Source organism: Pseudomonas sp. Sample_14 (assembly GCF_004307515.1).
GTDB classification, from domain to species: Bacteria; Pseudomonadota; Gammaproteobacteria; order Pseudomonadales; family Pseudomonadaceae; genus Aquipseudomonas; species Aquipseudomonas atacamensis.
Window position 1 is genome coordinate 1 of the sequence record NZ_RCOC01000010.1, and the last position, 5723, is coordinate 5723.

The window sequence follows — 5723 nt, forward strand, 5'->3', positions numbered from 1 at the left end:
ACCAGAAGCCGATCGGCACCGGGCCGTTCGTGTTCAAGAGCTACCAGAAAGACTCGAACATCCGCTATACCGGCAACCCGCAGTATTGGGATCCGAGCCGGGTCAAGCTGAAGAACCTGATTTTTGCGATCAACACCGACGCTTCGGTACGCGTGCAGAAGCTCAAGGCCAACGAGTGCCAGATCACCCTGCACCCGCGCCCTGCCGATGTTGAAGCGCTGAAGGCCGACCCGAAACTGCAACTGATTTCCAAGCCGGGCTTCAACCTCGGCTACATCGCCTACAACGTGCGCCACAAGCCATTCGATCAACTGGAAGTGCGTCAGGCGCTGGACATGGCGGTGAATAAACAGGGCATTCTCAACGCTGTTTATCAGGGCGCCGGCCAACTGGCCGTCAACGCCATGCCACCGACGCAGTGGTCCTACGACGACACCATCAAGGACGCTGCCTACAACCCGGAAAAAGCCAAGGAACTGCTCAAGGCCGCCGGTGTGAAAGAAGGCACCGAGATCACCCTGTGGGCGATGCCGGTGCAGCGTCCATACAACCCGAACGCCAAGCTGATGGCCGAAATGCTCCAGTCCGACTGGGCCAAGATCGGTCTGAAAGTGAAGATCGTCAGCTACGAATGGGGCGAGTACATCAAGCGCACCAAGAACGGCGAGCACGACGTCAGCCTGATCGGCTGGACCGGTGACAACGGGGACCCGGACAACTGGCTGGGCACGCTGTACAGCTGCGACGCCATCGGCGGCAACAACTACTCCATGTGGTGCGACCCGGCTTACGACAAGCTGATCAAACAGGCCAAGGTCGTCACCGACCGCGACCAGCGCACCGTGCTTTATAAACAGGCCCAGCAATTGCTTAAACAGCAAGTGCCGATCACGCCTGTCGCCCACTCGACGGTCAACCAGCCGTTAAGCACCCGGGTCGAAGGGTTCAAAGTCAGCCCGTTCGGCCGCAACGTGTTCTCGGGTGTCAGTATCGATTAAACCAACCGATTAGCCGCAATGCTGAGGGGAGCCGTCTACTCCCCTCACGCAAGCGCTTTGCCGAAATTCGCCCATCCGGCTTTTTGCAAACGTTTGCGATGTGTGAACGAGTTCTAAACCAATAACCGGCATACCAAAAAAAGCCGGGATAAAAAGAAAGTAAAGGAGCTTCACCCATGAAACTGAGCAGCACCGCGATACTGGCCCTGGCCATCAGCAGCATCACTGCTACCGCGTACGCCGAACCTGCAAGTCAGGAGTTCGTCCCTACCACATTGGCCGGCAGCAGCGCCCAAAGCGAGGCCAAAGGCTTTATCGATGGACAAAGCCTGGGCGGTACAACCCGTAACTGGTATGCCAACGAACTGAAGCGTCGTGATGACCGTTTCAGCTACGTGAAAAACAGCGACAAGAATACTTCGCCATTGGTCAAGACGCCGACTGCGCGTCGCATCAACTGGGTGCAAGGCACCATCGTCAACTACACCTCGGGCTTCACCCAAGGCACCGTGGGCGTGAGCACCGAAGTCGCCGCTTACAACGCCATTGTGCTGGATCGTGATCGCAAGGACATCGCCGGCGGCTCCAACCGTACTCTGGCGGATTCCGACGGCGACGCCGTTGACCAGTGGAGCAAACTGGGTCTGGCCAACGTCAAGTTCCGCGTGTCGAACACTACCCTGACTGCCGGCCGCCAGAACTTCAGCACGCCGATCGTTGATGTCATCGGCAACCGTCCGCTGCCTTCGAGCTTTGAAGGTATCAGCCTGCACAGCGAGGAATTCAACAACCTGTCGTTCGACCTGGGCGGTTTCGACCGCGTATCACCGCGTACCGAGCAGAGCCTGTCGAAATTCCGCACCGAATATTCGCAAACGGGCGTGGAAACCGACAAGGTCTACACCGCAGGCGTGAACTACCAGCCGCTGAAAAGCCTGAAAACCAGCCTCTATGTGGCCAATGTCGAAGACTTCTGGAACCAGTACTACTTCGGTGGCACCCACGAACTGGGTGACAGCCAGGTGCTGAGCCTGACCACCGGTCTGAACTACTACAAGACCGTCGACGAAGGCAAAAAGCTGATGGGCAACATCGATAACGATACCTACTCGCTGTCGCTGGGTCTGACTCACCAGGCCCATAGCCTGACGTTCTCGTACCAGGAAGTTAACGGTAACGAGTACTTCGACTACCTGCACGAAACCAACGGCATCTACCTGGCCAACTCCCTGCTGTCGGACTTCAACGGCCCGAACGAGAAGTCGTTCCAGATCGCCTACGGCATCAACATGGCCGAGTACGGCGTACCTGGCCTGAAGTTCAATATCTACCAGGCACGCGGTTGGGGCATCGACGGTACTCACTACCGCGGCACCGCCTACACCGATCCGGGCGCCAAGCGTGGTGACCTGAGCCTGATGGACGGCGAGTCTCACTATGAATACGGTGTCGGGGCTTCCTACGCTGTGCAAAGCGGCCCGCTCAAAGCCACTGCAATTCGCGCGACGTACACCACTCACCGCGCCAGCGAGCATCAGGCTGACGGCAACATCAACGAGTTCCGTCTCGTAACCACCATCCCGTTCAACATTCTGTAAAAACGCCAACCAACGGCTGACTCATGATGAGTCGGCCGTTCGGTTTTCTGTCTTCAACCGATTGCAGAGGGTTATCGATGAAAATGCTTCCCCTACGTGCGGCCATCGCGGCTGCGTTGCTGAGTGTCGCCGTTGGCGCCTCGGCCAAACCCTTGGTGGTCTGCACCGAAGCCAGCCCGGAAGGCTTCGATATGGTCCAGTACACAACTGCAGTCACGGCGGACGCTGTGGCCGAAACCATCTTCAATCGCCTGGCCGATTTCAAACCCGGCACCACAGAAGTGATCCCGGCGCTCGCCGAGTCCTGGGACATCAGCGAAGACGGCCTGACCTACACGTTCCACCTGCGCAAAGGCGTCAAGTTTCACACCACCGAATATTTCAAGCCGACCCGCGACATGAACGCCGACGACGTGGTCTGGAGCTTCCAGCGTCAGCTGGACCCGAATCACCCGTGGCACAATCTGTCGAGCGTGGGCTTCCCGTACTTTGAAAGCATGGGCTTCAAGGAACTGCTCAAAAGCGTAGAAAAAGTCGACGACAACACGGTCAAGTTCACCCTGACCCGCCGCGAAGCGCCGTTCCTGGCCGACATCGCCATGGCGTTCTCGTCGATCTACCCGGCCGAATACGCCGACCAGTTGCTCAAGGCCAACAAGACCGGCGATCTGAACAACAAGCCGATCGGCACCGGCCCGTTCATTTTCCAGCGCTACGCCAAGGATGCGCAGGTGCGCTTCAAGGCCAACCCGGACTACTTCCGTGGCAAGCCGCCGGCCGACGCGTTGATCCTGGCGATCGCCACCGACAACAACGTGCGCCTGCAAAAGCTCAAGGCCAACGAGTGCCAGGTTGCGCTGTATCCGAAACCGGATGACATTCCGAGCATCAAGAAAGACAGCAAGCTGAAAGTCGACGAGCTGGACGCGATGACCGTTTCGTACATCGCCATGAACACCCAGCACAAATACATGAGCGACGTGCGCGTACGCAAAGCCATCGACATTGCGTTCGACAAGGAAGCCTACGTCAACGCGCTGTTCGGCAAGGGTAACGCGTCGGTGGCGGTCAACCCGTACCCGCCGACCCTGCTCGGCTACAACCATGACCTGAAGAACCCGCCACGGGACCTCGACAAGGCACGTGCCCTGCTCAAGGAAGCCGGGGTTCCGGAAGGCACCACGTTCACCCTGTTCACCCGTAACGGCGGCGGTCCGACCAACCCCAACCCGATGCTCGGTGCGCAGATGATGCAGGCTGACCTGGCGAAAGTCGGGATCAAGATCGACATTCGCGTGATGGAATGGGGCGAAATGCTCAAGCGCGCCAAGGCCGGCGAGCACGACATGGTCTCGGCCGGATGGGCGGGCGACAACGGCGACCCGGATAACTTCCTGACGCCTATGCTCAGTTGCGAGGCCGCCAAGAACGGCGAAAACTACGCACGCTGGTGCAACGAGAAATTCCAGGCACTGCTGGATGAAGCGCGGGCTAAAGTAGATCCGGCCGAACGCGCCGCGCTCTACGAACAGGCCCAAGTGCTGTTTAATCAGGACCAGCCATGGATCAGCATGGCCCATACTCGGATGTTCACTGCAATGCGCAACAATGTAGAGGGCTACCACATCAGCCCTCTCACCACTAATAACTTCGCCACCACCCAGGTGAAGTAGATAAGAAACGCCCGGTGCTCCTGACCTATGGAACACCGGGCACGCCTAACCGGCTGATGAGGTACCACACAAGATGTTTAGTTTTATTGCCCGCCGACTGGGGTTGTTGATCCCCACGTTTTTCGGCATCACCTTGCTGACTTTCGCGTTGATTCGCATGATTCCGGGCGACCCCGTGGAAGTGATGATGGGCGAACGTCGGGTCGACCCCGAAATGCACGCTCAGGCAATGGAACGCCTGGGGCTGAACAAGCCGCTGTATGCCCAGTACCTGGACTACATCGGCAAACTGGCCCAGGGCGATCTCGGTGAGTCGTTGCGTACCCGTGAAAGCGTGTGGACCGAGTTCACCTCTCTTTTCCCGGCGACCCTGGAACTGTCCATGGCCGCCCTGCTGTTCGCTGGCATCCTCGGGCTTCTGGCCGGGGTGATCGCGGCACTCAAACGAGGATCGCTGTTCGACCACGGGGTGATGGGCATCTCCCTCGCGGGCTATTCGATGCCGATCTTCTGGTGGGGCCTGATCCTGATCATGTTCTTCTCGGTGAGCCTGGGCTGGACTCCGGTTTCCGGGCGCATCGACCTGTTGTATGACATCGAGCCGAAGACCGGCTTCATGCTGATCGACACGCTGCTGGCCGATGACGTCGGCGCGTTCTTCGACGCCCTGCATCACCTGATCCTGCCGGCGATCGTGCTCGGTACCATTCCGCTGGCGGTGATTGCGCGGATGACCCGTTCGTCGATGCTCGAAGTGCTGCGCGAAGACTACATCCGCACCGCCAAGGCCAAAGGCCTGTCGCCGTCGCGCGTGGTGTTCGTGCATGGTCTGCGCAACGCACTGATTCCGGTGCTGACCGTAGTCGGCCTGCAGGTCGGCACGCTGCTGGCCGGTGCGGTCCTGACCGAAACCATCTTCTCCTGGCCCGGCATCGGTAAATGGCTGATCGAAGCCATCGGCGCCCGGGACTATCCGGTGGTGCAAAACGGCATCCTGTTAATCGCCTGCCTGGTGATTCTGGTCAACTTCGTGGTGGACATCCTCTACGGCTTTGCCAACCCACGCATCCGTCATCAGCGCTGAGGTCAATACCCATGAGCACTCCAACATCCTCAGTAGCCACCGCCTCGTCCGCCGTGGATCAAAGCCTGCTGTACCCGTCGCCTTACAAAGAATTCTGGCAAGCGTTCTCAAAGAACAAGGGCGCCGTTGCCGGCCTGCTGTTCATGCTGCTGATCATCTTCTGCGCGATCTTCGCGCCGTGGGTCGCGCCGCATAATCCGAGCGAGCAATACCGTGACTTCCTGCTGACGCCACCGGCGTGGCTCGAAGGCGGGCAGATGCAATTCCTGCTCGGCACCGATGAACTCGGCCGTGACCTGCTGTCGCGTCTGATCCAGGGTTCGCGCCTGTCGCTGCTGATCGGCTTGTCGTCGGTGGTGATGTCGCTGAT

At 59.0% G+C, this 5723-nt stretch carries 4 protein-coding genes and 1 pseudogene; all 5 read left to right on the forward strand.

Features of this window, described 5'->3' with window-relative positions; all coding sequences use genetic code 11:
* Positions 1-998: ABC transporter substrate-binding protein (locus tag D8U61_RS01840; RefSeq protein WP_130926324.1), on the forward strand; the 998-nt coding region annotated here is incomplete at its 5' end.
* Between the two features lie 176 nt (positions 999-1174).
* Positions 1175-2596 carry an OprD family porin gene (locus D8U61_RS01845; protein ID WP_122699944.1) on the forward strand — a complete coding sequence of 474 codons (1422 nt, stop codon included), beginning with the start codon at positions 1175-1177 and terminating at the stop codon, positions 2594-2596.
* A 77-nt stretch (positions 2597-2673) separates the two neighbouring features.
* Positions 2674-4269 (forward strand): ABC transporter substrate-binding protein, encoded by a 1596-nt coding sequence (locus D8U61_RS01850; RefSeq protein WP_130926325.1) that lies wholly within the window; start codon positions 2674-2676, stop codon positions 4267-4269.
* A gap of 73 nt (positions 4270-4342) precedes the next feature.
* Positions 4343-5353 carry an ABC transporter permease subunit gene (locus tag D8U61_RS01855; protein WP_016771720.1) on the forward strand — a complete coding sequence of 337 codons (1011 nt, stop codon included), beginning with the start codon at positions 4343-4345 and terminating at the stop codon, positions 5351-5353.
* An 11-nt stretch (positions 5354-5364) separates the two neighbouring features.
* A pseudogene (locus D8U61_RS01860) lies at positions 5365-5723 on the forward strand (dipeptide ABC transporter permease DppC); the annotation flags it as partial.

Coding starts and splice junctions, on each gene's coding strand:
- D8U61_RS01855 (WP_016771720.1), top strand. CDS start 4,343: ATGTTTAGTTTTATTGCCCGCCGACTGGGGTTGTTGATCCCCACGTTT.
- D8U61_RS01850 (WP_130926325.1), top strand. CDS start 2,674: ATGAAAATGCTTCCCCTACGTGCGGCCATCGCGGCTGCGTTGCTGAGT.
- D8U61_RS01845 (WP_122699944.1), top strand. CDS start 1,175: ATGAAACTGAGCAGCACCGCGATACTGGCCCTGGCCATCAGCAGCATC.